Source organism: Desulfocurvus sp., from assembly GCF_023230885.1.
Classification (GTDB): Bacteria; Desulfobacterota; Desulfovibrionia; order Desulfovibrionales; family Desulfovibrionaceae; genus Desulfocurvus.
Genome location: NZ_JALNWM010000280.1, coordinates 1 through 3,122, shown reverse-complemented (window position 1 = coordinate 3,122; position 3,122 = coordinate 1). Strand labels below are relative to the sequence as shown.

Sequence of the window (3,122 nt, the reverse complement as noted above, 5' to 3'; positions counted from 1 at the left end):
CGGGCCCGGGGCATCTGGCCGGGGCGGGGCTGGTGCTGGCGGGCATCTGGTGCATCTGCCGCCGGGGTTGAGGGAGGCGGGCAGCGCCGCGCGAGCCGCACCCCCGGCGCCGCGCCCGCGAAATACGGCCGCGGCATCGCGGGCCAAGGCACGCCGCGCCAAGGATTTCCGGATGGAAGGCTCTGAGTTGACTAAAAAACGCCCTGGTCGACCCGCGCCAGGAGCACCACCAGCAGATCGTCGAACAGCGTCAGGGGCGCCTCGCCACCCTTGGCGCCCAGCGCCGAGAGCACCAGGTGTTCCAGGTCGGGGTCGCGGCAGTCTTCCTCGTCCTGTTCGTCGTCGGCGCCCTGCCCGTCGCCTCCGGGGCCGCCGGGGGCCGGGCCGCCCGGGAAATCCAGGTCCCACTCCGCGTCGGCGCCCTGCCCGGCGCACCAGTCGAACAGGAAATCCAGGCACTCCCCGGAGTCTTCGAACTCCAGGGTGGTGCGGAACAGCTCGCGCCGCACCACGGGCATGGGCCCATCGGCAATGGCCTGCTGGACCAGGGCATGATCCGCCTCGTCGTCGCGCAGCACGGCCCGCGCCCGCCCGGCCTCGCTGAAGGGCACCGGCTCCAGCACCACCACCCGCCCGCCCGGGCGCAGCACGCGCCTGGCCTCGGCCAGGGCCGCGTCGGCGTCCATGCGGTGCAGGCACAAGGTGAAAAGCACCACGTCGAAGCTCTCGTCGGCGAAGTCCAGCTCCTCGCCCCGCCCCTCCACGAAGGTCGCGTCCGGCACGCGCGCCCGGGCCTCGGCCAGGGCCCGGGGGTCCGCGTCCAGCCCCACATAGGACGCCGCCCAGCCCGCCAGCCCGGCGGCCACGCGCCCGTCGGCGCAGCCCACCTCCAGGATATCCGCGCCGTCCGGTTCGGCGAACTCCACCAGGAACCTCTGGATCACCGCGTCGCGGTCGCTGCGCATGACGCCCCTCCCTGCCTAGGCCCGGCGGATGTTGTAGACGCTGCGCCCCTCGGCCACGATGGCCCCGGGGTCCGTGTCGCAATAGACCACGGTCACCGCGTTGCCCACGCGGTTGCCGTGCAGGCGCACCTGCGATTCGGCCACCAGGTCGCCCTCCACGGCGGGCTTCAGGTAGTCCACGCGCAGGTCGATGGTGGCGATGCGGTCCGAGGGCTTGCCCAGGGTCCACACGGCGAACCCGCCGCAGGTGTCCACAAGCATGGAAATGACCCCGCCGTGCAGCGCGCCGCGCCGGGTGTCGCCCACCAGCTCCGGGCGGCGCGGCACAACCAGCGAGCAGCGCCCCGGCTCCAGGCGGCGCACCCGCAGGCCAAGGAAATTGTTGAAGGGGATGCCGCTTTCGATCAGCTCGCGAAAGGCCGCGTCCAGCTCGCTCATGGGGTTCCTTCCTGTTTTGCCGTTCATCCGGGCGGGCGGCGGGCCGGGGGGCCGGGGGCCGACCGCCACGGGCGGGCCCGGGCAACGCCGCCCGGCGCCATCTGCCTACCCCGGGGCCGCGCGCGGCGCAAGCCCGCCGGGCGCTTTACTCGCGCCCGGGGCTGCTGTAAGCATCGGCCATCCTTCCCCCGCCGCCCCCGGAGTGCGCATGGACTGGCTGACCATCGCGGTTTTCGTCTTCGTCTACGCGGGCATGGTCCTGGGCGGCGCGCCCGGGCTGGCCCTGGACCGCACCGGCGTCGCGCTCACCGGCGCCATCGCCCTGCTGGCCGCCGGGCGCCTGGGCCCCCACGAGGCGTGGGCCGCCGTGGACGTGTCCACCATCGCCCTGCTTTTCGCGCTGATGATCGTCTCGGCGCAGTTGCGCCTGGGCGGCTTCTACACCGCCGTGACCCGGCGGCTGGCGGCGGCGCGCGTGGGGCCAGTGGCGCTGCTGGGGCTGGTGGTGGCCGTGGCCGGGGGGCTCTCGGCGGTGCTGGCCAACGACATCGTCTGCCTGGCCATGGCGCCCATCCTGGCCCAGGGCGGCATCCGCCGCGGGCTGAACCCCGTGCCCCTGCTCCTGGGGCTGGCCTGCGCGGCCAACGTCGGCAGCGCCGCCACCCTCATCGGCAACCCGCAGAACATGCTCATCGGCCAGGTCATGGGCCTGGACTTCGGGGCCTACCTGCTGGCCGCCGGGTTGCCCGCGCTGCTTGGCCTGGGGGCCACCTGGGGCATCGTCGCCCTGCTCTACCGGGGCCGCTGGGCCACGGCCCTGCCCGAGCCCGAGGTGGACGCACCGGACTTCGGCGTCTGGCAGAGCGCCAAGGGGCTGGCGGTACTCGCGGCCCTGGTGGGGGTGTTCCTGTGGGGCGGGCTGGGGCGCGAGGTGGCGGCACTGCTCGCCGCCGGGGTGCTGCTGCTCTCGCGGCGCATGGCCTCGCGCAGCACCCTGGCCCTGGTGGACTGGCAGCTGCTGGTGCTCTTCATCGGCCTGTTCGTGGTCAACCACGCCGTGGCGGCCAGCGGGCTCATGGACACCGCCCTGGCCGCCCTGCGCGCCCTGGGGCTGGACCCCGCCGTCCCGGCCCGGCTCTTCGCCGCCACGGCCCTGCTCTCCAACCTCGTCTCCAACGTGCCCGCCGTGATGCTGCTGCTGCCGCTGGCCCAGGCCCTGCCCGACCCGGCCCAGGCCGGCACCCTCCTGGCCCTGTCCAGCACCCTGGCCGGCAACCTCATCGTGGTCGGCTCCATCGCCAACATCATCGTCATCGATCAGGCCGCCCGCCTGGGCATCCGCATCTCCTGGACCGAACACGCCCGCACCGGCCTCCCCGTCACCCTCACCACCCTGGCCATCGCCTGGGCCCTGGCGGGGTGAGGCCCAAAGGGGCCAAAGCGGCTGCAATGCCTCCGGCAGCCAGGCGCTGCCGCATGTCCAGGCGCGCCAAAAGAGGCGAAAGCCCTGCTCAACACACGGTCAATATGATCGGCTGTCCAGTTGCCCCCCACTCTGCCTCGGCCCGGTGCGCCAAGGACCTGAAGACAGAAGCGCCGGAGGCGGAGGCACTGTCGCACCTCCGCCTCCGGCTTCGATTCTTCTGCCTCGCCCTTTCCCCCTACTCCAACCCCGCCGCCTTCCTGTCCGGCACGGCGTAGAGTTCGCCGCCGACGCTG

3 protein-coding genes are annotated in these 3,122 nt (G+C 73.5%); 1 reads left to right on the top strand and 2 read right to left on the bottom strand.

Annotated elements, in window-relative coordinates:
• Window positions 1-191: 191 nt before the first annotated feature.
• The gene (locus M0P34_RS14635) at window positions 192-965 is read right to left on the bottom strand and encodes a class I SAM-dependent methyltransferase (protein ID WP_291500437.1); all 774 of its coding nucleotides are present in this window, start codon (window positions 963-965) and stop codon (window positions 192-194) included.
• 15 nt (window positions 966-980) lie between these two features.
• Window positions 981-1,403 (bottom strand): hotdog fold thioesterase, encoded by a 423-nt coding sequence (locus tag M0P34_RS14630; protein WP_291500435.1) that lies wholly within the window; start codon window positions 1,401-1,403, stop codon window positions 981-983.
• A gap of 208 nt (window positions 1,404-1,611) precedes the next feature.
• On the opposite strand from M0P34_RS14630, the gene M0P34_RS14625 reads away from it, so the two are divergent.
• Entirely contained in the window at window positions 1,612-2,826 is a 1,215-nt protein-coding gene (locus M0P34_RS14625; RefSeq protein ID WP_291500432.1) for an SLC13 family permease, read from the top strand.
• The last annotated feature ends 296 nt before the right edge of the window (window positions 2,827-3,122 follow it).